Source organism: Halococcus agarilyticus, from assembly GCF_000334895.1.
GTDB classification, from domain to species: Archaea; Halobacteriota; Halobacteria; order Halobacteriales; family Halococcaceae; genus Halococcus; species Halococcus agarilyticus.
The window spans coordinates 1-21,871 of record NZ_BAFM01000029.1 but is presented as its reverse complement, the minus strand read 5'-3'; the positions used below and the strand labels follow the sequence as shown (position 1 = coordinate 21,871).

23 protein-coding genes and 1 pseudogene are annotated in these 21,871 nt (G+C 62.7%); 18 read left to right on the top strand and 6 right to left on the bottom strand.

The genetic code is table 11. The features are described from left to right. Nucleotides 1-150: 150 nt before the first annotated feature. The 12 genes from TX76_RS16075 to TX76_RS16020 all read left to right on the top strand — a co-directional run bounded on the left by TX76_RS16075 (nt 151) and on the right by TX76_RS16020 (nt 9,689). Nucleotides 151-1,605, top strand: coding sequence for a permease (locus TX76_RS16075; RefSeq protein ID WP_049903884.1), 1,455 nt, complete (start codon nt 151-153; stop codon nt 1,603-1,605). 266 nt (nt 1,606-1,871) lie between these two features. Then, the gene (locus TX76_RS16070; RefSeq protein WP_049903883.1) at nt 1,872-3,278 is read left to right on the top strand and encodes a hypothetical protein; all 1,407 of its coding nucleotides are present in this window, start codon (nt 1,872-1,874) and stop codon (nt 3,276-3,278) included. A gap of 12 nt (nt 3,279-3,290) precedes the next feature. Continuing rightward, nucleotides 3,291-4,925 carry a cbb3-type cytochrome c oxidase subunit I gene (locus TX76_RS16065; protein WP_049903881.1) on the top strand — a complete coding sequence of 545 codons (1,635 nt, stop codon included), beginning with the start codon at nt 3,291-3,293 and terminating at the stop codon, nt 4,923-4,925. Between the two features lie 86 nt (nt 4,926-5,011). Further along, on the top strand, nt 5,012-5,380 hold the full coding sequence (locus TX76_RS16060) for a PadR family transcriptional regulator (RefSeq protein WP_049903880.1): 369 nt from the start codon (nt 5,012-5,014) through the stop codon (nt 5,378-5,380). Nucleotides 5,381-5,391: 11 nt separating this feature from the next. Next, nucleotides 5,392-5,712, top strand: coding sequence for a hypothetical protein (locus TX76_RS16055; RefSeq protein WP_049903878.1), 321 nt, complete (start codon nt 5,392-5,394; stop codon nt 5,710-5,712). Between the two features lie 23 nt (nt 5,713-5,735). Then, a complete protein-coding gene (locus TX76_RS16050) occupies nt 5,736-6,059 on the top strand; it encodes a hypothetical protein (protein WP_228842418.1) in 324 nt (107 codons plus the stop codon). A 66-nt stretch (nt 6,060-6,125) separates the two neighbouring features. Then, nucleotides 6,126-7,007 (top strand): beta propeller repeat protein, encoded by an 882-nt coding sequence (locus tag TX76_RS16045; protein WP_228842417.1) that lies wholly within the window; start codon nt 6,126-6,128, stop codon nt 7,005-7,007. A 91-nt stretch (nt 7,008-7,098) separates the two neighbouring features. After that, entirely contained in the window at nt 7,099-7,413 is a 315-nt protein-coding gene (locus TX76_RS16040; RefSeq protein ID WP_049903875.1) for a hypothetical protein, read from the top strand. 143 nt (nt 7,414-7,556) lie between these two features. Beyond that, a complete protein-coding gene (locus TX76_RS16035) occupies nt 7,557-8,309 on the top strand; it encodes an ion transporter (RefSeq protein WP_195156084.1) in 753 nt (250 codons plus the stop codon). Nucleotides 8,310-8,404: 95 nt separating this feature from the next. Further along, complete coding sequence (locus tag TX76_RS16030) at nt 8,405-9,115, top strand: SDR family NAD(P)-dependent oxidoreductase (protein WP_049903872.1); 711 nt, start codon at nt 8,405-8,407, stop codon at nt 9,113-9,115. 79 nt (nt 9,116-9,194) lie between these two features. Then, the gene (locus TX76_RS16025; protein WP_049903870.1) at nt 9,195-9,380 is read left to right on the top strand and encodes an HVO_2922 family protein; all 186 of its coding nucleotides are present in this window, start codon (nt 9,195-9,197) and stop codon (nt 9,378-9,380) included. A gap of 93 nt (nt 9,381-9,473) precedes the next feature. Next, a complete protein-coding gene (locus tag TX76_RS16020; RefSeq protein ID WP_049903868.1) occupies nt 9,474-9,689 on the top strand; it encodes a heavy-metal-associated domain-containing protein in 216 nt (71 codons plus the stop codon). A gap of 121 nt (nt 9,690-9,810) precedes the next feature. On the opposite strand, the gene TX76_RS16015 is transcribed toward TX76_RS16020, so the two are convergent. Next, the gene (locus TX76_RS16015; protein ID WP_049903866.1) at nt 9,811-10,770 is read right to left on the bottom strand and encodes an NADPH:quinone reductase; all 960 of its coding nucleotides are present in this window, start codon (nt 10,768-10,770) and stop codon (nt 9,811-9,813) included. Between the two features lie 119 nt (nt 10,771-10,889). On the opposite strand from TX76_RS16015, the gene TX76_RS16010 reads away from it, so the two are divergent. Further along, nucleotides 10,890-12,290, top strand: coding sequence for an ATP-binding protein (locus TX76_RS16010; RefSeq protein WP_049903864.1), 1,401 nt, complete (start codon nt 10,890-10,892; stop codon nt 12,288-12,290). 67 nt (nt 12,291-12,357) lie between these two features. Here the strand turns inward: TX76_RS16010 and TX76_RS16005 are convergent, their stop codons facing one another. Together TX76_RS16005 and TX76_RS16000 are read right to left on the bottom strand one after the other, a co-directional pair. Further along, nucleotides 12,358-12,777 (bottom strand): hypothetical protein, encoded by a 420-nt coding sequence (locus tag TX76_RS16005; protein ID WP_049903863.1) that lies wholly within the window; start codon nt 12,775-12,777, stop codon nt 12,358-12,360. Nucleotides 12,778-12,873: 96 nt separating this feature from the next. Further along, the gene (locus TX76_RS16000) at nt 12,874-13,782 is read right to left on the bottom strand and encodes an AEC family transporter (protein WP_049903862.1); all 909 of its coding nucleotides are present in this window, start codon (nt 13,780-13,782) and stop codon (nt 12,874-12,876) included. Nucleotides 13,783-14,044: 262 nt separating this feature from the next. Here TX76_RS16000 and TX76_RS15995 point away from each other — a divergent pair, with 262 nt between their 5' ends. Together TX76_RS15995 and TX76_RS15990 are read left to right on the top strand one after the other, a co-directional pair. Continuing rightward, the gene (locus TX76_RS15995; protein ID WP_049903860.1) at nt 14,045-14,389 is read left to right on the top strand and encodes a winged helix-turn-helix domain-containing protein; all 345 of its coding nucleotides are present in this window, start codon (nt 14,045-14,047) and stop codon (nt 14,387-14,389) included. Further along, on the top strand, nt 14,390-14,644 hold the full coding sequence (locus tag TX76_RS15990; RefSeq protein ID WP_062946291.1) for a type II toxin-antitoxin system RelE family toxin: 255 nt from the start codon (nt 14,390-14,392) through the stop codon (nt 14,642-14,644). It begins immediately after the preceding gene. A gap of 181 nt (nt 14,645-14,825) precedes the next feature. Here TX76_RS15990 and TX76_RS17795 read toward each other — a convergent pair whose 3' ends face one another. Continuing rightward, nucleotides 14,826-15,497 carry a hypothetical protein gene (locus tag TX76_RS17795; protein WP_154019120.1) on the bottom strand — a complete coding sequence of 224 codons (672 nt, stop codon included), beginning with the start codon at nt 15,495-15,497 and terminating at the stop codon, nt 14,826-14,828. Nucleotides 15,498-15,643: 146 nt separating this feature from the next. Continuing rightward, nucleotides 15,644-15,835, bottom strand: a pseudogene (locus TX76_RS15980) (MaoC family dehydratase); the annotation flags it as partial. A 57-nt stretch (nt 15,836-15,892) separates the two neighbouring features. Here TX76_RS15980 and TX76_RS15975 point away from each other — a divergent pair. Next, on the top strand, nt 15,893-17,284 hold the full coding sequence (locus TX76_RS15975; protein ID WP_228842415.1) for a tyrosine-type recombinase/integrase: 1,392 nt from the start codon (nt 15,893-15,895) through the stop codon (nt 17,282-17,284). Between the two features lie 106 nt (nt 17,285-17,390). Here TX76_RS15975 and TX76_RS17790 read toward each other — a convergent pair whose 3' ends face one another. Beyond that, nucleotides 17,391-18,374, bottom strand: a complete 984-nt coding sequence (locus TX76_RS17790; RefSeq protein ID WP_154019119.1) for a hypothetical protein — start codon at nt 18,372-18,374, stop codon at nt 17,391-17,393. A gap of 758 nt (nt 18,375-19,132) precedes the next feature. On the opposite strand from TX76_RS17790, the gene TX76_RS17785 reads away from it, so the two are divergent. Together TX76_RS17785 and TX76_RS17780 are read left to right on the top strand one after the other, a co-directional pair. Next, complete coding sequence (locus tag TX76_RS17785) at nt 19,133-21,673, top strand: hypothetical protein (RefSeq protein WP_154019118.1); 2,541 nt, start codon at nt 19,133-19,135, stop codon at nt 21,671-21,673. Then, on the top strand, nt 21,670-21,861 hold the full coding sequence (locus TX76_RS17780; RefSeq protein WP_154019117.1) for a hypothetical protein: 192 nt from the start codon (nt 21,670-21,672) through the stop codon (nt 21,859-21,861). The genes TX76_RS17785 and TX76_RS17780 overlap by 4 nt, the downstream gene beginning before the upstream one ends. The last annotated feature ends 10 nt before the right edge of the window (nt 21,862-21,871 follow it).

The following is a 21,871-nucleotide window of genomic DNA, read 5'->3' as shown; positions in this document are numbered from 1 at the left end:
CGCTTCGGAACTTCTCGCTCCGTTTTCGCCGCTCGACCTCACCGAGCGACGGGCGTGTTCCGATCCCGACCGAATCGCCACGAGCGCCGGGCGATACCGCGACGCATCGATCCACGACGACCCGCGTTTCGACGACCCATAGCCACGATCATGTCAGTCACTGCTTCGTTCGCCGACGCGCTCCGCCTCGTCGCCCGGATGACGTGGGAGACGTGGTGGGCGCTCGTGCTCGGGTTCACCCTCTCGGGGGTGGTCGAGGTGTTCGTGAGCGAGGAGCGGATGACCGAGCTGCTCGGCGACGACGGCTGGCGCGAGGTCGCGCTCGGCTCGGCGTTCGGGGCGGCCTCGTCGAGCTGTTCGTACTCCGCGGTCGGGACGAGCAAATCGCTGTTCAAGAAGGGAGCGTCTGGTGTCGCGAGCCTCGGAGCGTTCCTGTTCGCGAGCACCGATCTCGTGATCGAGCTCGGGCTCGTGATGTGGGTGCTGCTCGGCTGGGAGTTCGTGGTCGGCGAGTATCTCGGCGGTGTGATCGCGATCTGCGTGCTCGCCGTCATCTTCCGCAACGTCGTCCCCCAGCGTTGGTTCGACGCCGCGCGCGAGCATCTCCACGACGTCGAGGAGACCACCTGTGACGCCTGCGGAATGGAGGCCGATCCGACCGACGAGGCGACGATCGCCGCCGAAACCACCGGCGGAACGAAGTACTTCTGCTGTGGCGGGTGTCGGCGCGCCTACGAGAGCCAGCACGGTGAGACGAGTAGTACAGGGGAGGTCTCGTGGACCGACAAACTGCTCACCGTCGATGGCTGGGACGCTGCCTGCAAGAAGACGGTGAAGGACTGGGAGATGCTCTGGGAGGACATCGCGCTCGGGTTCGTCCTCGCGGGGCTAATCGGTGCGTTCGTCCCTGAGACGTGGTGGGCGGCGCTGTTCGGTGCCGAGACCGGCCTTCAGTCCGTCGTGTTCGACACGGTGATCGCGGTCGTCATCGGCGTGGTGACGTTCATGTGCTCGGTCGGCAACGTGCCGTTCGCGCTCGTGCTCTGGACCAACGGCCTCCCGTTCGGCAGCGTGCTGGCGTTCATCTACGCCGATCTCATTATCCCGCCGCTGGTGCGGACCTACCGGCGGTACTACGGTACCCGGATGGCGGCCGTGCTGTTCGGCTCGCTGTTCGTCGCGGCGGTCGTCGCGGGCGTGGCCGCCCACTACCTTCTGGGTGGGCTCGGTCTCGTACCGCCACGAACTGAGGTCGGCGGCACGCTCTCGGGGGGGTACACCACGACGTTGAATCTCGTGCTCACGCCGGTGTTCCTCGCTCAGGTGTACGTCACCTACGGCCCCGAGCGGATGGAGGCAGCGATTCGGGAACTGCCTCAGGCGGCGTGGCACGTGTTCGAAACAGTCCTCGACGCGACCGACCTTCTCGTGCAGACGGCCGCCACGTTTCTCGCCGACCTCGGCGACGCGGGCCGAACGCTCGGATCGGGTGTACGCTCGGTTGGCGCGGGGATCGTGACCATCGGCGGCGCGTTCCGGATGACGCTCGGTGCCGTGCGCGCCGCCTGTTCGAAACTCTACACGGAGGGTCGAAACCTTCGATAGGACGGCCTTGCCGACCGATCTGAACCGGACGTATCGAGCATCGACTACCCACTTCTCGACACACGACAATGACCAACGACACCGACTATCCATCGCTTGCACAGCTCCGCGAAACAGTCCACGACGCGATCGAGCGTCTCAAAACCGCGTTCGAGCAGACCGACTGATCAGACGGACATCCCCGACGATCTCACGGCCTCGAACGGTACTCCAACTATCCCGACCGATTCTCACAGCATGCTCTCTCACTCCTGTCCGAACCACCGATGACGAGCGACAGTACCACCGTCCCCCGGACCGAGGCCAGCGTCTTCGAGGGAAGCGTGGCCGGCGACGCTGCGGCGTCGGTGGCGGTCGTCGCGTTCAACGTCGCGCTCTACACCGCGATCCGGTACGCCCCGGAGTACCTCCGACTGCTCGGCAACGGACCGGTCGTCATCGGTCTGTTCGGGAGCACCGCGACCCTGCTCGCGGTGGCCGTCCCCCGTCTCGACTCGGTGGCCGAGCAGCTGGGTTCGAACGCGGCCCCCGTTGTGGGGGCACTCGCCTCGCTCGGAGTGACCTGCTGGCTGGTCGCGCCGCAGCTCGGCCCGACCGACGGCGTGCGCTCCGTGGCGCTGGTGTTCGTTGGCCTCGCGCTGATCGAGTCGTGGCAGGCCGTCGGGCCGAAGACCGCCGCCACGATCGGCGTGGTTCCACAGCGGATCCGCGACCACGTCCCGCAGGTGATTCGTCACGCGAAGACACCACGGTACGTCGCACTGCTCGCTGGCCTGCCGATCGTGGTCGGCCTTCTGACCCTGATCTCGCCAGCACTCACGGCGATTCAGGTGATGCTCGGGCTCACGGCTACGATCGGGGTGACGACGACCGTCCTCCTCGCGGTGCTCGACGAGGACGAGACACCGGCCATGAGCGCGAACTCGGTGTCGGGGGACGGTCCTAGCCATTCCGACGATTCGAGCGACGACGAAACGACGGACGACAAGTCGATCGCCATCCGCGACGAGCCGATTCGATCCACGCTCGATTCACTGCGCTCGCTGCCACGATCGGTGAGACAGCCTCTCGTCGGCGACGCGCTCGTGGAGTTCGCGGTCGGGATGGTCTCGGTGTTCCTCGTCATCACCGTGACCAGCGTGCTCGAAATCGACGTCACGCTGTTCGGCCAGCGGCTCCGGCCCGACGCGTTCTTCGGGGTGTGTCTGATCGCCGAGATGAGCGTCGCACTCCTCGCCACCGGGCCGCTGACGCGGCTCGCTAGCCGAATCGGCCGCGAGCGCGTCGTCGCCGGCACCCTTCTCGTCGTGGCGCTGTTCCCGATCGCACTGGTCAGCGCGCCCGCGAACGCGGCCATCGTCGCCGGCCTGTTCGCGGCGTTCGGGCTGTATCGTGCGGGCCTTCCGACCCGTCATGCGTTCGTCGATGCGATCATGGCGGGGGATGACACTACGACGGAGACTGATGCCGCGAACGACATCTCGGACGGTCGTAGCGGGTATCGAACGGCACGAGCCGCGTTGCGCGTTCCGAGCGCTCTCGTCGGCGGCGCGTTGTACGCCGTGAGTCCGACCCTCGCGTTCGGCCTCGCAGCGATCGTCGGCGCGGTTGGCGTCCGCGAGTTCCTCGTGGGCGCGACACGTCTCGGCGGCGACCCCCTCAACGCCGGATAACGAGCGTTCAGTATGGCAGGACCACCCACCGGACGAACAGCCGACGACCGCGAGAAACTCCGCGGCGCGCTCAGGTGGGTCACCACCGTCGATCACGAGGACATCGGCCTGCTGTACCTTGTTTTCGGAACCGCAGCCGGCCTGCTCGGTGGACTCGACGCAATGTTGCTCAGAACTGGGCTCCTGACCCCGTCGGCCGACGTCTGGGGGCCCGAGACCTACAACGAGCTGTTCTCCACCCACGGCCTGACGATGCTCTTTCTCTTTGCGACCCCGGTCGCCTTTGGACTGGCGAGCTACGTGGTGCCGTCGCTGATCGGCGCGGACGACATGGCGTTTCCGCGGGTCAACGCGACCGCGTTCTGGCTGCTTCCCGCGGCGTTCGTCCTCATGCGCGCCGGCATCTTCGCCGATCTGCTCGGCGTTCCTGGGATGAACCCCCCGGCGACCGGCTGGACGCTGTATCCGCCACTGTCAAGGCGCGCTCCGAACGTCGATCTCGACCTCGTGTTGCTCGGCCTCCACCTGAGCGGCGTCAGTACGCTCCTGAGTGCGGGCAACTTCGTCGTGACGATCGTCGCCGAGCGCGCCGATGCGGTCGGCTGGCACAGGCTGGATATCTTCTCGTGGACGGTGCTCACCACGAGCGGGCTCGTGCTGTTCGCGTTTCCGGTGCTCGGGAGCGCGGTCGTCATGCTCCTCCTCGATCGAAATCTCGGGACGACCTTCTTCGCGGTCGAAGCGGGTGGCCCACTCCTCTGGCAGCATCTCTTCTGGTTCTTCGGCCATCCCGAAGTCTATATCCTCGTGCTGCCGCCGATGGGCCTTCTCAGCCACATCATCCCGAAGTTCGCGGGCCGCGAGCTGTTCGGCTTCCAGTTCGTGGTCTACTCGACACTCGCGATCGGGGTGCTCGCCTTCGGCGTGTGGGCCCACCACATGTTCACGACCGGGATCGATCCCCGTATCCGGGCGAGCTTCATGGCGGTGTCGCTCGCGATCGCGCTGCCGAGCGCGGTCAAGACGTTCAACTGGATCGCCACGATGTGGGGCGGCACGGTTCGGCTGACCGCACCGATGCTGTTCTGCGTCGGCGCGATCGCGAACTTCGTCGTCGGCGGCGTCACCGGCGTCTTCCTCGCTTCTATCCCAGTAGATCTGCTGTACCACGGGACGTACTACGTCGTCGGTCACTTCCACTTCGTGCTCGTCGGGATGGTGGTGTTCGCGCTGTTCGCGGCGTCGTACTACTGGTTCCCGCTCTTCACTGGGCGGCTCTTTGACCCCGGACTCGCCCGCGCGCATTTCTGGCTGACAACGATCGGGGTCGTGATCGCCTTCCTCGCCATGCTGGTCGCCGGGATGGGTGGGCTGCCGCGCCGGATGGCGACCTATCCCACTCAGTTTGCCACCACCCAGCAGCTCGCGACTCTCGGGGCGTACCTGATCGGGTTCGGCCAGGCGCTCTGGCTGTGGAACGTGCTGGTCTCGTGGCGCACGGGACAGATCGTCGAGACCGCCGACGTCTGGAACCTGAAGGAGAGCGGGGCGTTCACCCGCGAGTGGCAGCGTTTCGAGCGGCGTCTGGAGCGGATCGAATCGCGCGACGACGCGGCGGCGACGGCTGCGGACGACGAGCGTGCGTAGCGGCGATTTCCGCGTTCGGTAGCCAGGCCGGCAGCCGGGTTCGAGCCCCGGTCGCGGCGTCGACGGCGCGAGCCGTCGTGATTGCCATGTCAGTGTACGACACAACTATCGACACCGACGAACCGACGCCCGATCTCCCGGACGAGCCACAGCCCCTCGCCGAACTGACGGGGTTCCAGCGCGACGTGCTGTTCGTCGTCGTCAGCCTCGACGGGACGAACCCCAATGGCGTGGAGATCAAGCGCGAGCTCCGGGAGACCTACGACGAGGAGATCAACCACGGCCGGCTCTACCAGAACCTCCGCGAGCTCGTCGACGAGGGCCTCGTCGAGAAGCGCCCGGTCGACGGCCGGACGAACGCCTACCGCGCGAGCGCGGCGGCCCGGGAGTGTCTCGAAGCCCACACCGCGTGGAGTCAGTGGTGTCTCCTCGACGGCACCGACGAGCCGGCCTGAGTCACCGATCCATGAGCAGCAACGACAGCGATCCGAACCCGAACGCGGACGCGGCTGCGAGCGCGATCACGAGCGAGTCGCCGGACATCGAGCGCGACGACGAGATGCTGTCCGAGCTGAACGACCTGCTCGCCGGCAATCTCGAAGCGACCGTCGGCGAGCGCGGCACCGAGGATTTCTACGAAGTGTACGTGCTCCCTGACCCCGATCCCGAGAGCCAGATGTACCTCGTGATGCTCTGCTCGACCGAGGGCGAGCTGTTCCACGCCGCGACGTTCGACGTCGACGACCTCGAAACGACCGCGGCGCACACCAAACTCCTGGACCGATGATCGCCGGACTCCTCGGAGCGCTAGTGAGTCTCGTCGTCGGAGTTCTCGTCGGCGGCCTCGCGATCTACTTCGGCGTCCCACTGGGATCGGGCCGAGCGACGCCCACCGTGGAGGAGTCGTTCGCCACCGCGGCGGTCGGTACGGTGCTCTCGGTCGTCGTCACGCTACTGTTCGGCTGGATCCCGCTCGTCGGGGCGATCCTGCCGGCGGCGGCGTGGGTCGGCGTCATCAGCCATCGGACCGACGCCAGGCCGCCGACCGCGGTCGGCGTCGGCGTCGCCGCGTGGGCGGTCGCGCTCGTCGCGACGACCGGGGTCTCGGTCCTGCTCCTCGGTGGGTTCCAGTGAGTTCGACGGACGATCCCTCCTCGGCCGCAGCGACCACCGACAGTCATGAACCACGCGACGAACCGGATGAACCGAGACGAGTGGCGGGCGATCGATTCGCCGACCGACAAGACGCTGTTCGGCGTCGTCCACACCACACACGGCCCGTACGCTGTCGGCGAGGATGGGGTGGTTCTCGCGCGCGAAGAGACGGGATGGACGACGGTGATCGGGTCGGGGCCGGCGACCGATCGCAACCGGCTCACCTGTGTCGCGGCCACGCCCGACCGCGAGCGGTGCTGGTTCGCGGGCGACAGCGGCGCGCTCGGGCTGTACGACACCCGAACCGGGCGGAAGTACGACTACACCGCCCCGATGGAGAAGACGAGCACGTGGGAGGCGATCGCGGTCGCCGGGACGCCACGCGACGAGCGCCTCTGTGTGGCGAACGGGTCGGGCGAGGTGCTGCCGATCGGGTTCGACGAGCACGGCTGTCCGCGGTACGGCGCGGTCGTCGAACCCGGTGGTGGGTCGACCATCGCGGCGCTCGCCGCCGACGCGACCGCGTGCTACGCCGCCGACACCAGCGCCAGTGTCTTCGAGACGGGCGACGAGGAGTGGAGCGAAATCGGTATCGACTGCGCACAGGTCGATTTCTTCGGGCTGTGTCTCGCGGGCGACTCGCTCCTCGTGGGCGGCGACGACGGAACGATCTACCGCTACGATCGCGCCTGCGGGAACTGGACGCCGCTCTCGGTCGGCGAGGCGGCGATCCACGCGCTCGCCATCGACGGGGACGCTGCCGGAACGCGAGCGGCCGCGGTCGGCGAGGGCGGGGCGATCGTCGAGCGAACGCCCGATCGGGGGTGGCACGGCGTCGACTCCCCGACCGACGCCGACCTGTGGGGAGTCGCGCTCGGGTCCACCGGTGTCGCAGTCGGCGAGGACGGAACGATCATCGAACGCTGAAAACGATCCATGGACGAACGATACACATCCGGACGATCCGCGAACGAACAACACACGAACGGAGGCGGTCGACGGGCTCTAGGGGCGCACGATGAGTAAGGACGTCGCGCTGAATCTCCTCCAGCTGGTGGCGCTGACGATCCCGCCGATCGCGGTGCTGATCCAGATGCTGCGCCGGTCGGACAACCTCGAATGGCAGCAGCGCAAGTGGAGTTTCGGCCTCGCGATCACGAGCGTCGTCGCGTTCATCGGGGCCGGCATCAGCGTCCTGGTGTACTTCCTCGGCTACGCGAACGTGCCGCTGCCGCTCGTGGCGGGCCTGGTGCTGGCCGTGCTCGGCCTCGTCCCCTTTGCCCTGTTCACAGCAATCCTCTATCAGGAGCACAAGGCCGAGCACGGCCCGTAGTACCCGTTTCGAGTGGTGATGGGAGGAGCCAGCCACGCCCGAAACGCCACAGCGACGCCGACGTTTGCCGGATTTCCGTACTACTGATGCTCCGTCACCTCCGATCACGGTATCGAGACGCGAAGCGTTCGACGCACCTCCTGGTGACGGTCGGTAAGGGAGGACCGACCGCCCGAGCCGTCGACTGGCTGGTCGCGGGACTCATCGTTTGCAACGTCGTCGCCGTCGTTCTCGGGACGGTCGACCCGCTGTTCGACCGCTACCGGTCCGTTTTCTACACCTTCGAACTCCTCTCGGTCGGCGTGTTCACCGCCGAATACGTCCTCCGGGTCTGGTCAGCGACAGCGGTTGAGGAGTACGATCACCCGGTTTTCGGCCGCCTCCGGTTCATGACGCGGCCCGCGGTCGTGATCGATCTGATCGCTGTCGCGCCCTTCTATCTCGGCACCGTCGTGTTCGCCTCGGACCTCCGGGTGCTCCGCGCGCTCAGACTCGTCCGATTTCTCCGGCTGTTCAAGCTCGCACGCTACTCCCGATCGGTGGATCGATTCAGGCGGGTGATGCGACGAAAAACCGGCGATCTCGTCGTCGCGATCGTCGGCACGAGTCTCCTCCTCACGCTGGCGTCGAGCCTGATGTATTTCGTCGAGCACGACGCCCAGCCCGCGGCGTTTTCGAGCATTCCGGCGGCGCTGTGGTGGGGCGTCGTGACCCTCACGACGGTCGGCTACGGCGATGTCTATCCCGTGACGCCGCTCGGAAAGCTCCTCGGCGCGACGGTCGCGGTGCTCGGTACCGGCCTGGTCGCGCTCCCCGCCAGCATCCTCGCCTCGGGGTTCATCGCGGCCGACGCCGATCCCGACCAGTGTCCTCACTGCGGTCGCGATCTCGATTGAACCGATCTGGAACCGTCGCCGTCCGACGAGCTGTCCGGAGACGGCGGTCTGCCGACACACGAGGAGCTATTGGCGACGATGCACAGTGTGGACGCATGAGCAACGTCGCGGTCGTCGCGGGCGTCGGCGGTGGATTCGGGGAGACACTCGTCCGTCGTCTCGCGTCGGAGGGGTACGCCGTCGCCTGCTTCGCGCGCTCCGAGGACTATCTCGCGAGTCTCGAAACCGACCTCCGGGAGGCGGGCCACGACGCGCTCGCGGTCCCGACCGACCTGCGCTCCCCCGACGAGATTACGGCCGGTTTTCGCGAGATTCGGAACTCTCTGGGGCCGGTCGACGTGCTCGTCTACAACCCGAGCGTCCCAGCCCCAGGCCACCTCTTCGATGTCGACCGCGACGACTTCGAGGCGGTATACGAGGTCGTTCTCCGGGGTGGATTTCTCGCGGCGCGGGAGGCGATCGGTGACATGCGCGAGCGCGACGGCGGCACGGTGATCTTCACGGGGACCTCGATGGCGAAACGCGCGTTCGGCAACCTGCTCGCGTGGGACATGGCCGGCCCCGCGCTCCGGGGCCTCGCCCAGTCGCTCGTCCATCGGTTCGGCTCCGAAGGAGTGCACGTCGCGTACGTCCTCGTCGACGGCGCGATCGGCGGGCCCGGCGAGAGCGACGTGCCCCGCTCTCCCGACGAGCTCATCTCCCCGACCGCGATGGCGGACGTCTACTGCCACCTCATCGAGCAAGATCGGCGGGGCTGGACGTTCGAACTCGACCTCCGCGCGTCCGGCGATCGGATCCGGATTTAGAATCGCTGTAATCGAACGAAACGTCGTATCGCAGGGTGTCCTCCACTGATTACCCGGCGTCGCCAAGCGAGGCTGCATCATGAGCCAGGCGACGTTCGAACTCTACGTCGACAGCGCGGGCGAGTGGCGATGGCGACTTCGTCACCGGAACACCGAGATCATCGCCGACGGCGGCGAGGGCTACAGTTCGGAACGGGCGGCCCGGAACGGCATCCGGAGCGTCAAACGGAACGCCGACGGAGCGCCGGTCGAAGCGCACGGCTGAGCCGTCGATCGGCCCGGTCGGCCTGTCGTCGGATCGATTCATTTTTCCTCAGATTCTCGGTAGCTTAAGCCGCCGTCGTGGGTACTGACGACCATGCGTCACCGAATCGACGTCGATGGAATGACGTGTACGGGCTGTGCGGCGATCGTCGAGCGTGAGGTCGGCGACGTCGGCGACGTCACGCACGTGGCGGCCGATCACGAGGCGGGTGTGGTCTCGTTCGCCACGCCGCATCCGACGACCGGGAGCTACGTCGAGCAGGTCATCGACGACCTCGGATACGTCGTGACCGCCCACACGAGCGACTGATCCTCGGCGGTCGCCGCTGCCGAGCACCTGGCGGACTTTTCGCTGGAATCACCACACGCTACGGAACCCCACGTGCCGCGCCGCTACGGGCAGTCGAAACGAGCCGGTCGGAGCAGCCGAATCAGGGATGAACGACGATCTTCCCGACGTAGCCACCCTCCGAGACGGTTCGATGGGCGTCGCCGGCGGTCTCGAAGTCGTGGGCCGCGGCGATCACGGCGGTGAGGTCGCCCCGCTCCAGGAGGCGGGCGAGCCGACGGAGGACGGGCCGGCGCTCGGGGGTGTTCGCGATCGCCAGGCCCTGAACGATCGGCTGTTTGTCCTGCATCGGTGCGTTCTCGACCGCCGGGATGTCGCCGGTGATGCTGACGATGTGGGCGTTCATCGCGGCGACCGTGAGATCGAGCCCGAGATACTCGTCGAGGCGGTGATCGAGGATCGCGTCGACGCCGTCGCCGTCGGTTGCGTTCAGAATCTCTTCGGCGAGCGTCTCGCTGTCGTAGTCGAACGCCGCGACCGCGCCGAGGTCCCGAACCCCTTCGCGCGTCTCGTCCGAGCCGGCGGTCGCGATCACGTCAGCACCTACGGCCCTGCCCAGTTGGACGGCAGCGTGGCCGACGCCGCCGTTCCCGCCGTGGACGAGGCAGTGTTCGGTCGGGCGGAGCCCGATCCGATCGACGAGCGCCAGCCACGCGGTCACTCCCACATTGGGGATCGCGCCGCCGACGTCGAACGACACGCTCTCGGGGAGGTGGGCCGCCTTCGTCGCCGGGATCGCGGCGTACTCGGCGAACGTGCCGCCCTCGTCGTGGCCCATTCCACCGGCGAAGACGCGATCGCCGACGTCGAACGCCTCGACACCCTCTCCGACCTCGTTGACGACGCCCGCCCCGTCGCCACCCGGCACCGCCGGCAGCGAGACCGAACCGTAGGTTCCGGCCCGGAACTTCGTGTCGACCGCGTTGACGCTCGCGGCCCGCATCTCGACGAGAATCTCGTCCGCCGCGGGCGTCGGTCGGTCGAGCTCGTCCACCTGCAGTACCTCCGGCCCGCCGTGTTCGTGGTATCGAACGGCTCGCATGCGTGGTGTGTTTTGCCGTGGCACACAAAGTCATTGAGGTGGCGGTGATCCGCTCTCGGCGATCGAATCCGCCGGCGACGACGGGTATTTATCCGGGTGGCGCACGTCGCCCCGCACGAATGGCGCGAGAGGAGCACGACCGACGCATCGTCGTGACCGAAGATGGAAGAACGCTCCCGACCGTCGAGATCCTCACGGGACGCGGATTTGTCACTGGAAAATCAGGAAGCGGCAAGTCGAACACCGCGAGCGTGATCGCCGAGCAGCTCCTCGAAGAGGGGTTCAACCTCCTGATCGTCGACACCGAGGGCGAGTACTACGGACTGAAGGAGCGTTTCGAGGTGCTTCACGCGGGTGCCGACGAGTTCTGTGACGTCGAGATCGGCCCCGAGGACGCCGAATCGATCGCGGAGGCCGCCCTCGTCGAGAACGTGCCGGTGATCCTCGACGTCTCGGGGTACTTCGACGGCGAGGAGGCCGAGAAGCTGATCCACGACGTCGTCGCCCATCTGTTCCGGAAGGAAAAGCGCGAGCGCAAGCCGTTCTTGCTCCTGATCGAGGAGATGCAGGAGTACCTCCCCCAGTCCGGTGGCGGCACCGATCTCGCGAAGCTCCTCAAGCGAATCGGCAAGCGCGGCCGGAAACGGGGGTTCGGGATCTGCGGGATGTCACAGCGCCCCTCGTCGGTCGACAAGGACTTCATCACCCAGTGTGACTGGCTGGTCTGGCACCGGCTGACGTGGAAGAACGACGTCTCGATCGCGGGCGACGTGCTCGGCAGCGAGCGCGCCGAGATGATCCAGGGGTTCGACGCCGGCGAGGGATTCTTGCTCACGGACTGGGACGACTCGGTGGATCGTGTCCGGTTCCGGCGGAAGGCCACCCACGACGCGGGCGCGACGCCCGGTCTCGACTCGTACGACGGGGCCGCCGGAAACGGCGCGACCGAGGCTCTCCTCTCGGACGACTCACCGCTCGAAACGACGGTCGAGCCGGATCACGACGACCCAGACGATTTCGACCGACGGGGTGACGCGACGGCCCGCGAGCAGGAGACGGTGACGCAGAACGCCGATCTCGACGAGGCGGTGGCGGATATCGACACCGCGCCACCCGACTCGGGCGGCGGGGAGTCGCTCGACGGCGCGGACGCGGGCGATCTCGAAGCGGCGGTCGAGCGGGAACGAGGGCGAAACCGCGCGCTAGAAGAGGAGGTCGCCGAACTCCGGGCCAGCCACGACGAGCCCGCCCCGGCAAGCGATGTCGAGACCGAGCGCGCCGGTGCGGACGGCGGATCGCGGGCCAGGCGCGTGATCGACATCCCGAACAGCATCGTGTCGTCGCCGCGCCGGCGTCCGACGCCGCCGACCCCGCCGACCGCGGCGGAGGACCGGACCGGCGTCGGGGGCGTCGTCGCCGAGATCGGCGATCTCTCGGTGTTCCTGCTGCGATCGGCCGGCTACCGCCTCCGTCTCGGATCGTACCTGGTCCGCCGTCGACTCGCCGACGACGATCCCTGACGGACCCCGTCCACCCGACCACGAACGCACCGCTACCACCGCCCATCCGATCGACACCACTGGGTCGCTATCCCACGACCTCCCGCCAGTGGCGCAGCGCCCAGTACCCACACCCGCTGCCGATGAGCGCCGCCGCGAAGAAGTAGAGGATGGTCTGGGAGACGAACACCGCCGCCGGGTTCCGGGCGGTGTAAAGGAGCCCTTCGACGCCGAGCGAGACGACGACGAACACCAGGCAGGCGACGATCGTCGCCGTCGTGATGATCGAGGTTCCCGCCGCACCCTGCTCTTCGAGGAGCACGATGTTGCCGACGAACGCGATCGCGGTGACGGTGAGATACCACGCGACTCGCGAGGCAAACCCGTGGAGATCGCCGTTGAGGAGGGCGAGCAGGCCGACGAAGCTCGCGGTCAAAAAGAGGGTCGCGACGGCCACGACGACCGTCACCCGGAGGAAGAACTGCCGGCGGGAGTCGTTCGAGGGCATTCTGTCGGGAGGTGGCACGATCGAATACTAAGGGTTGGGGTCCGTCGTCGCTCTCGTGAGTCGGGAGCCCAACGGAACCGATCGCCGGGTCGTTCGCTATCCGAGCAGTTCGATCAGGACGAACAGGCTTCCGATCGACGCGACCGTCGTGACGAAGACGTTGAGCGACGCGAACCCCTCGTCGCCGCCGAGTTCGTTCGAGTAGACGAACGTCGAGACGGCGGTCGGCGTCCCGAACATCACGACGCCCGCGGTCAGCGTTGCAGGATCGACGGCGAGCGCCGAGAAGACGATCCACGCGAGCACCGGCATCAGGGCGATCTTGAGCCCGACGACCGAAAGCGTCGCGCCGACGTCGACCGACGGCAGGTCGAGTTCGAGTGATGCGCCGACGCAGAGCAACGCGAGCGGGAGCGCGAGCGCGCCGAGACCGTCGAGACCGGCCGCCACGGACGTGGGAACCGCGACCCCGATCTCACCGACCGCGAGCCCGGTGGCAAGCGACGCCAGCACGGGGTTGGTCGCGACCTCGCGGAGCTCGTTCCGCACCCGTGTGTCGGCATCGTTGAGCCCGACGAGCACGAGGACCGTGAGCGGGACCTGGACCAGCGAGCCGATCCCGAGGATCACGCTCGCGATCGCGGTCACCTCGCCGTCGAACGTCGCGGCGACGAGCGGGAGGCCGAGATAGCCGAGGTTCGAGTGGTACGACTGGACCACGGCGACGCTCCGGCGCGGTCGCGACCACCGATCCCGGTGGACGACCCACGCGAGCGCCGCCGTCGCGAGGAGCACGATCAACAGCCCGGCGAGCAGCGCGGGCGAGAGCAGCTCGCCGACCGATCGATCGTACGTCGCGGTGAAGATCAGCGCCGGGAGCGCGACGTAGTACGTCAGCGCGTTTAGCCGCGCGGTCCGATCGGCGTCGAGCACCCCGGCCGCGCGCAGGCCGGTCCCGGCCAGCACCACGGCGAGCATCGCCGCCAATCGGGTGAGGACTGCCACTACTGGTCCGACTCGCCGCGGGGCCTTTCACCGTTCGGATTCGTCGTAGCGGAGAACCGGTACCGAACCGCTGGCACAACGACAGCTGGTTGCGGGGCCTTCTCCGTCCGTTGCATGGACGAGACGCTCGATACCGTTCTGGAAGTTCCATGCAACGGGTACGAGTCGGTGACTGAGACTGCAACGCCCAGAAGAACGGAACCGTTCTCTACCGGCGGATACGTGAGCAACGGTTAAGGTGTCCGATCTACTACGGACACGCATGAGTGAACAGCAGCGCGACGAGTCCGGGAAGTTCGGTGAGAAAGTCACCGATCAAGACGTGCTCAAGGTGTTCGATTACGCGGACGCGCCGGTTCTCACCGCCGCCGAACTCGCCGGCGAACTCCCTCTCTCGGCGTCGGCAGTGAACGCCCGACTGAACCGGATGCGTGAGGATGGTCTCGTCGATCGGAAAGAGACCGGGGCGCGCGCCGTCGCGTGGTGGGCTACTGTCGCACCGCGGCTCTCCCCCGAGGCTCGCGCGCGAGCGGACGCGGCCGATCCCGACGACGCAGTGCCTCTCGACGAGCTGGAAGCTGAGTTCGGCGACGCACAACCCCGCTGAATGGCCGAGATCGAGGTGTCGGAGCGCGCCGCCGACTGGTTGCGCGACGCCGAACCCGACGTGCGGGACCGGATCATGGAGAAACTCCGAAGTATCGAGGACTTTCCCGACCACTACCTCAAGCGCCTGAGTGGCTCACCGTACCACCGGCTCCGGATCGGCGACTATCGGGCGATCATCGACTGGCGGCGCGACGAAGATCCGGAAGTGCTGTTCGTTCGGGAAATCGGCCCGCGACGGAACATCTACGACTAAGTGACATTATTTCTATAGGACGTGAAAAGCTGCTATTGCCCATCGCTCGTGAGGCGGTCTATCTCATCGTTTGTGTTCTCTTTCAGTTCATCTGCAGCCCTGTCTAATTCACGCAGTTGGCTCTGAATTGACTCTGTACTGAAGTTCGTCTGGACCTGAAGAGCGTCATCACCGATCTCTACTATCTGCTCCACTTGTCCAAGGATTCTTCAGTGGAACCAGATAGATTTCCCTCATTAGCCAACTGAGAGAGCGTATCAACTTCCGGCTCCATTCTTCGCTGGATCTTTTGTTCGGACATGATAGCACCACTTTCACGTTTCTCCGCTAAACGCTGGAGTCGGTCAACATGAGCTGTGACCTGCTGATACCACGCGATAGTCTGTTCGGGCTTAGATTGCTTATGGGACGCGCCAAGGTCAACATCCAAATATCGCTCTGCCAGCTCCGGACAGTCGTTTTCGAGAGCGAGGATCAAATCACGACGGTGTATCAATTCGAGCTCCCAGCCGTACTCCTCGCGAATTTCGGTTCGTAAATCGAGTTCCTGTTGTCCGGTTGGCTCACGCGTCGTTACGAAAATGAATACGTCAAAATCCGACTCCAATTCGTCTTCGAGTTCTTCTGAGCTTCTTGCATCCTCACGAAGCTTCTGCCGCCAATCTTTTCGAACGCTCGCATGTGCGATTCCGGAGCGATCCCTGAGTTCGACGAAAGCGTCCCATCCTCCATCTGTTCCCTTGACACCACTCGTTTTGATTTCGTAGTCCTTCTGCTTCAGGAACCCTGGCGCTAGCTTTTCAAAATCTTCTCCATTGGATTGTTCGAGAGCGAATTCCAATTGAGTCGGCATGGCATGTGTACCAATCCCTAACATAAAAAGTTCGAGGATAAGAATATTCTGGAAGCGACTATACACATCCTGTCATTCGGTTTCGCATTGAGATCTCGCCGATCCTGGATGGACCATAACGCTGTCAGGAACCACCGTGATGGTATCTACTGGGAACGTTTCTTGAACAGGAATTTCATATCGCCGGCGAACACCGACTCGCCGTCCTGGTTGGTCATCTCGCTGTCGATCACGACCAGGCCGGCGTCGTCGCGGCTGTCGAGGTCGCGTTTGTCGGTCACCTCGAAGTCGGCGGTCACGGTGTCGCCGATGAACACCGGATTCGGGATGTCCATGTAGACTACGACTATAGCTTAGGGAATATCTTTAAGATAATCGGGGGCCGTGTGTCTTGTATGGTTCACGCCGACCCGCGCGACGCACTCGAAAACGCGAAAGATCGGATCACCCGGCTCGCCGTCCCCGTCACCGATCGGGACCCCAACGACGACGATTACGCCCAACTTGTCGGCGAGATCGCCGCTGACGACGCCGCACGAATCACCGAGATTGTCGAAGCCTACGACGACGGGAACACGATCCGAAGTCCCCCGGACGGTGAGTCGACGCGCTCGCCAACGACGCTCACAACATGGATTGCGTTCATGAGTAAGGTGGCTCGTGAGACACCGCTGAATACGCTCCACGCGGACCCAGACGGCGATCGGGACACGAACGTTAACGCCGTCATTGATCGGTTTCTCACCGGCGAGAGCGACCTCGTGAAAAAGGGCGGAATCAGCAAGAAGACCGTCCAAAAAATCCAATTCACGATGCGCCGGTTCTACCGCTACCATGACGATTTGTGGGTTGACGCTGACGACATCAACTACTATTCCGACGTTGGTGACGAGAGCGGGACGGTCGACCCGCGAGACATGCTCACTCGCGAGGAGATACTGAGCGCGCGGCAGTCGGCCGACCACCCACGCGACGAAGCTATGTTCGCGCTATTGCTTTACACCGGGATGCGCAACGCCGCCCTCCGGTCGCTTCGCTGGCGGGACGTGGACTTAGAACGTGGCGTTTACAAATACAATCCCAATTGCGACGCCCTGAAAGGGGCCGACCATGTTGGGAAGTGGCGCACGCTGCTGGACGCCGCCCAACCACTTCGCGATTGGCGAAATTATCATCCCGAAGCCGAGAATCCCGATGCTTACGTGTTCACGAAGAAACCACGGTGGACCGCCGACGATGACCTCGATCCGGAGATTCAGCTGTCCAGTAACTCTGTGAGTTACACGATGCGAAAAATCAAAGAGAAGGCCGGGATCGAGAAGCCGATGCACCCACACATGCTTCGCCACAACTTCGTGACTATCGCCAAAGAGGACTACGAGTTGCCCGATAGCACTGTAAAATACTTGATTGGCCACGAGGAGGACAGCGACGTCATGCAGCGGGTGTATTCTCACCTTTCAGATGAGAGCCATAACGAGAAAGCGGAGATTGCTGCAGGGATTCGTGAACCCGACGACAAGAGTGGAAGTCGGCTTTCGCCTGGTACATGTCGGACGTGTGGAAACGCGCTACCTGAGAACGCGAGGGCATGCGCCCGGTGTGGGACTGTATTTACTCCAGATGCCCAAGCCGTAGAGAATCAAATAGAAACGGACGTGAAACAGTCCTATGCTGAAACGGAACCAGACAACAGAGAAACCATGGAGAAAGTTGACGCACTTGACCAGTTACTCAAGGATCCCAAGGTCAAAGCTACGCTTCTTGAAAAGATCGAAGGCCACTAATCGATAAGGCCCAACTCACTTGCCGCTTGCAGCTGCTTGTCAGTAGAAATTTTTGCAAATTTGCCCCTATTGCACAGCACTTTGGCTATTACCTCACCGTAGAGGGTCACTTTCCAACCCTTCCCCGTTTTTGTAGTAGGGGAGCATCCTCAAATACTCTATCGATATATTCGTGATTCCGACGATCTGGTATGCCTGCCAAATCGTTTAGTACCGCAATTGTTACCGTCTCATCTTTGAATTTTCGGACCACTTCGTGTTTTGGCACTACCTGGCTTTTATTCTGCAAAGCAACGTACTCAAAAACATCTCTTGGACTCAGATTTTTCCAGTCTTTCTGTAATCGATCTATATCGTCACTAACCTGGGTTCGAAGCAGACTTCGTTCTACTAATTGCTCTTCTTCAACCGCTTGTAAGATTTCCGATTCAGAGACCAACTCCTTTGCATTTAAATTTGACTGATTGATTGGATAGTTTCTGGGGAGAGCGACCATTGTATAGTACAACTTATTCACGATATACTCTGAAGGGTCATATCCGGAATTTTCTAAGATCTTTCTTATGTGATTTTGCACTTCTTCTCTTTTCTCCCCCGATTCTTGATATGATCTAAAACGATCATGTGAGTCTTCCAAATCATTTTTTAGTTGCGTACTCATATTTTTCTGGACCGATTCTAATAACTCATTCCTGAATTGGGCCTTGTCAATATATTCCTTCTCTACGGGGCTAACCGTCATATTTGGAACTGCTTTCTCATCAATCTCTTCTACTATACCGGTAAGAAATTCCGAATAGAAACATATACTGTTTTCTGAGTCTTTCACAGACAGAAGAGAGGCAGCAATCTCCCCGAATTTGCATCCCAGGTCATGAGGACTGTAGCGTGTGCCTATAGTCACATCTGTCAAACGGTTAGTCAGAGTTACATCACTCCATAGTGCGTCTATTCGATCATCTACCATATCTGCCTTGCTCTGAACAGGTTCACGAAGTTCGTGATCCCGGTAGGTGGATTCTTCTGGTGCCTTCCCCGTATAAGCATAATCTTTCTGATAACCAACAAGTCTGTAGGGTTCCTCTGACATATGTATGAATTCTATGGGTAACCACGTTCCCGGGGTACCTAAATGTTTCTTTTGGTCCGATCTGAAGACGGAAGACAATGAGAAGCACGAATCGGCCATTCGACAACGGGAAAGTCGCGATTCCTGTTGCGATTCGTAATGAATTCAAGCTTGACGGCGGCGATTCTGTCGGGTTAGAAATACAACTGGTTAAGAACGGTGAAAACGATGGTTGATATGACGGAGAAACATCAGCGGAATCTTCAGGACCTCGCTGAGAGCGATCTGCCCTGTAGTTGGATCGCCGAGGCCCTGCTCGAAACAACGGAGGCGTAACAGATGTATCCTCTGAGCGACGCTACTTTTCGCTCTACCGATGTCCTCCGCGCCATCGATATCATCCCTGAACCGAGGACACACGTTCAGTACTGGACCACTGAAGACGGCCAACTCTGTCTTACAGGTGAGGGGAATGGGGGCGCAGAACAATGAAGTTGAAGAGCGAAGGTTCAGAAGAAGATTCTAAGGTTTCGTTTGTTCGTCATTACCCTCAGTTCACCTGTGAGGAGTGGACAGCATGCTACTTTGGACACACAGGAACCAGTCATGATCCCGTCGTCGGCAGCGATGGAACGACCGGCTGGATCAGAGGGAGGGAGTGAGATACGATGGGGTCGCCAGGACTCACTCTCACCCAGCATCCGCCAGAATCGCCCATCTCGGCTACTGCAGACGCACCCCCGAGTACTATCTGGGAGCGCCTCACCGATGCTGGACTCTTGGAGGAAGTTGAGCGTGCCGTCGATGATCTCGTCGGTCACCTTCGAGCCGGTCGGCGGGGCTTTGCCCTCGAAACGATGGGCGTGAGTGCACTCGATGGGCTCTACGCAAGTGTTATGGGAAGTCTCGTCGACGCTGATCCAATCAAATCAGCTCGTACCAAACAGGCACGTCGCCTCATCACCGAATTCGGTGCCGCCGAGCGATCCGCTGTCGGACTGCATGCGCCCCTCAGCAGTCTGGTCGATGGGCCGATCGCGGTGCTCCAAGCTAGTGATCGAACACCCACAGTTTCGATCAAGGTCGACGATGAGTTTGGTGCCCTCCGTGTCGAGCAGCGAGAGGAGATCGTTCAGAAAATTCTCGCTCCGCTCGCACAAGCAGTCGATCTTCGACTAATCGCGACTGGACGCTGGCAGCGCAAGCTTGTCAAGGAATATCATACCAGTCTTCCCGGTGTTAGCGATCGGGACATTGCACACCCATATGCATCTCAGGGGGAAGTGGCCGAACAAGTTGAGGCGGCACGAGATACGCTTGATCCCGACGGTCGCGAGACGACGATCCTCCGATCTATTGGAAGTGAGGCGAGCAAAGCCACGTCGTATCACTCACTCTACGCTGATGCGCAGGTGTCTGACTCGCGTGTTCGACAGTGTCTTGGAGTACTCGCCGATTACGATCTCGTCACAAGATTCGACGGTCCTGAGGGACGGATGGTAGAGCTTCTGGTGGCCGGCCGGCAGTATCTTGAGACCCTAGAAGAGGAGATCAGTGTACAGCAGCAGCTTTCGGACTGCGTTAGCGAACCCGGAAATCGCTCCGGCAATAGCCGTGTATCCCCACACGCACACGGTGCCCCCCCACAGCCTGGTGACGGAGGTGGTAGTGATGGAGTGGAGCGATCACGCTACCACCAGGTTCGTCCCGAGGCTCGATACCGTGCTGCCGCTGTCGCTGCTGCTGCTGTAGAGGGCGGGGTGACGGTGGCAGATCATCCGATCGCACCGAAGGATGATCCGGAAGAGCCTCACTGGCACTACGACGAACGTGATGACCGACTGGTGATCGGTGCCGAGTATCGAAACCCGATGCAGTGGTGGGTGTGCGTTGCACTCGCGTTGGCGGATCCGCGAACCTGGGAACACGCTCTACCGCCCGAACGCCTCGAGGATGGGAAGGTTGGTGACCTGCTCGTGGAGCATACCGACCTTCTGCGGAACTCGCGGTGTCTTGGCTATCTCGCCGACCGGAACGCAACAGGTGAGGACTATCGTGATGCACTTCTAGAAGCGGCGGAAGACCTCCGAGAGATGACTCGCGATCTCCATCACAGGAACTACAGTGACCGTGACTCCTTCCGGGGTGATGTGATTCGTGAGGCACTGGGGCTTGCCGGCACGATCGTTCACCTCTGTGATCTGGCCGACGTTGAGGTCATCCGTGAGGTCCGAATTCCCGAGTTCTCGCGCAATTTCAAGGAGAGCGACGAGCGAGACCTCGCCAGAACGATCAACAAGGGAGCGATCATCCAGAGTCGATACAGAGAGTTCGCAGCGTACCGTCAACTGTTCGAAACTCGCGAGAAGAAAGTCCGGAACGCGATCCCCCCAGCTGTCGATGCAGCCAGCCCGTACGGCGAACTCATCGGATCTTTCGTAGTGGTGGGAAAGGGAATCGGTGAAGCGTTCGCTGACCGTCTCAGCCGACAGATCGGTGCAGGTAAACCACGTGAGGATGCCCCGGAATTTGCCGTCCCTGTTCCAGTCAAAGTGATCGACGGAAGCGAACGGGACGCACATGCCCAAACTGTTCGACTGCTCTGCCGGCAGAAGAGCCTCACAGCCACGCGAGAAACGATATCCGTCCTTGCAGCACTCACCGGCACGCCGTGGGATACCGCGGCCGCTCTCCGTAACCTTGCATCGGAAAACAGGGAACTGGGTCGTGAACTCCGCCTCGATGAGGTTCGGTTCGCTCTCATGACGCTTCCTCACACCAGGATCGTCCCAGACATGTCCAAGCCAGCACTGTCGAAAATCGTTCACAGACTGCTCACTGCCGAGTCACCCCTCTCGCAGAGTGAACTCGCCGAGCTGGCTGACGTGTCCGCCCGAAGCGTCCGAAATCACACAGAGTACCTCGCAGCCTTCGATTTTATTCGCGATACGGACGAAGGGTGGCGTTTCACGCTTCCATTCCGAGAATCCGAACGCGGTGAAACGGTTCTGCCCTGGTTCACCGCAACCGGCAGCGATGAACACGTCTTCGTTCGCGATGTGCTCGCCGAGGCAGTCCATCAGATCGTGAGTGCCAGGCGCTATGCGGATCCAGAGGATCCGATCGGAGGTGCGCTATGTGCTGGTCCGGGTGATGTGGTTCCAGCTCTTCAAGAAACCTGTGAATGGCTGGATCCGTGGATCGACGCTGTCTGCCTGCATCTCAGTGTCGACCAGCAAACGGAACCATCGAGGTACGCGATTGCAGGTACGATACCCGGCCAAACAACCCTCGACGTTGAGAAGAGGAGTACCCCATGACTGATCAACCCAGCAGAGCGGCTGAAGAACTTCAGGAGGCGATAGACCACATAGAGCGCGCACGTCGTCTGTCCGGCATCCGACCAGGAGGCTATGCCGACAAAACACTCTCGATCGCAGCAGGGAACATCGAACAGATTCTTGAGAAAAAATTTAGTGTCTTTGATACTGTGATTGATTCAGTATAGCATATGAGAA

Excerpts from the sequence above, each read along its gene's own strand:
- TX76_RS16075 (WP_049903884.1), top strand. The coding sequence starts at position 151 with ATGTCAGTCACTGCTTCGTTCGCCGACGCGCTCCGCCTCGTCGCCCGG.
- TX76_RS16070 (WP_049903883.1), top strand. The coding sequence starts at position 1,872 with ATGACGAGCGACAGTACCACCGTCCCCCGGACCGAGGCCAGCGTCTTC.
- TX76_RS16065 (WP_049903881.1), top strand. The coding sequence starts at position 3,291 with ATGGCAGGACCACCCACCGGACGAACAGCCGACGACCGCGAGAAACTC.
- TX76_RS16060 (WP_049903880.1), top strand. The coding sequence starts at position 5,012 with ATGTCAGTGTACGACACAACTATCGACACCGACGAACCGACGCCCGAT.
- TX76_RS16055 (WP_049903878.1), top strand. The coding sequence starts at position 5,392 with ATGAGCAGCAACGACAGCGATCCGAACCCGAACGCGGACGCGGCTGCG.
- TX76_RS16045 (WP_228842417.1), top strand. The coding sequence starts at position 6,126 with ATGAACCGAGACGAGTGGCGGGCGATCGATTCGCCGACCGACAAGACG.
- TX76_RS16040 (WP_049903875.1), top strand. The coding sequence starts at position 7,099 with ATGAGTAAGGACGTCGCGCTGAATCTCCTCCAGCTGGTGGCGCTGACG.
- TX76_RS16030 (WP_049903872.1), top strand. The coding sequence starts at position 8,405 with ATGAGCAACGTCGCGGTCGTCGCGGGCGTCGGCGGTGGATTCGGGGAG.
- TX76_RS16025 (WP_049903870.1), top strand. The coding sequence starts at position 9,195 with ATGAGCCAGGCGACGTTCGAACTCTACGTCGACAGCGCGGGCGAGTGG.
- TX76_RS16020 (WP_049903868.1), top strand. The coding sequence starts at position 9,474 with ATGCGTCACCGAATCGACGTCGATGGAATGACGTGTACGGGCTGTGCG.
- TX76_RS16015 (WP_049903866.1), bottom strand. The coding sequence starts at position 10,770 with ATGCGAGCCGTTCGATACCACGAACACGGCGGGCCGGAGGTACTGCAG.
- TX76_RS16010 (WP_049903864.1), top strand. The coding sequence starts at position 10,890 with ATGGCGCGAGAGGAGCACGACCGACGCATCGTCGTGACCGAAGATGGA.
- TX76_RS16005 (WP_049903863.1), bottom strand. The coding sequence starts at position 12,777 with ATGCCCTCGAACGACTCCCGCCGGCAGTTCTTCCTCCGGGTGACGGTC.
- TX76_RS15995 (WP_049903860.1), top strand. The coding sequence starts at position 14,045 with ATGAGTGAACAGCAGCGCGACGAGTCCGGGAAGTTCGGTGAGAAAGTC.
- TX76_RS15990 (WP_062946291.1), top strand. The coding sequence starts at position 14,390 with ATGGCCGAGATCGAGGTGTCGGAGCGCGCCGCCGACTGGTTGCGCGAC.
- TX76_RS17795 (WP_154019120.1), bottom strand. The coding sequence starts at position 15,497 with ATGCCGACTCAATTGGAATTCGCTCTCGAACAATCCAATGGAGAAGAT.
- TX76_RS15975 (WP_228842415.1), top strand. The coding sequence starts at position 15,893 with ATGGTTCACGCCGACCCGCGCGACGCACTCGAAAACGCGAAAGATCGG.
- TX76_RS17790 (WP_154019119.1), bottom strand. The coding sequence starts at position 18,374 with ATGTCAGAGGAACCCTACAGACTTGTTGGTTATCAGAAAGATTATGCT.
- TX76_RS17780 (WP_154019117.1), top strand. The coding sequence starts at position 21,670 with ATGACTGATCAACCCAGCAGAGCGGCTGAAGAACTTCAGGAGGCGATA.